Origin of the sequence: Campylobacter concisus UNSWCS, assembly GCF_000466685.1 — a bacterium.
Classification (GTDB): domain Bacteria; phylum Campylobacterota; class Campylobacteria; order Campylobacterales; family Campylobacteraceae; genus Campylobacter_A; species Campylobacter_A concisus_A.
This window is the reverse complement of sequence record NZ_ANNG01000176.1, coordinates 1-446: the sequence shown is the minus strand read 5'-3', so window position 1 is coordinate 446 and position 446 is coordinate 1. Positions and strand designations below refer to the sequence as shown.

The window sequence follows — 446 nt, the reverse complement described above, 5'->3', positions numbered from 1 at the left end:
GATTACTAATGATAGTGTTAGTTTTACTTTGGATCTATATATTGAAAATTTGCTTGATGATACATTGACCCCTAGAATTTCAAGCAGGCATCTAAAAACAAATGTATATCTTACTGATACAAATTCATTTCTTATCGGCGGTATTAATAGCAAAGAAACGATCAAATCAACAAAAACTATTCCATTTATTGAAAACATTCCTATTATTGGCGATATAACAACATATAAAAGCGAGAAAACAAACGATTATAGTTTTAGTATATTCATAACAATGCTTCCTTCTGAAAAAGATATTTTTTCTGAGTTTAATTATGATTCAAAAGATAAACACCTTGCTTTAGAACGCTACTTAACGAGCGCATCGCGCAACGCAAAAGGGGCCCCACGTAGTGGGGAATGAGCGTGCGCTCTTGGCTATATATAATATAAGTGTGTAACCTAAAGGA

Annotated in this window: 1 protein-coding gene; it reads left to right on the top strand. The window is 32.7% G+C overall.

Annotation, left to right across the window (positions count from 1 at the left end):
- Positions 1 to 400 (top strand): ABC transporter ATP-binding protein (locus tag UNSWCS_RS11445; protein ID WP_035144368.1); only part of this gene is annotated, 400 nt, incomplete at its 5' end.
- Between the last annotated feature and the right edge of the window lie 46 nt (positions 401 to 446).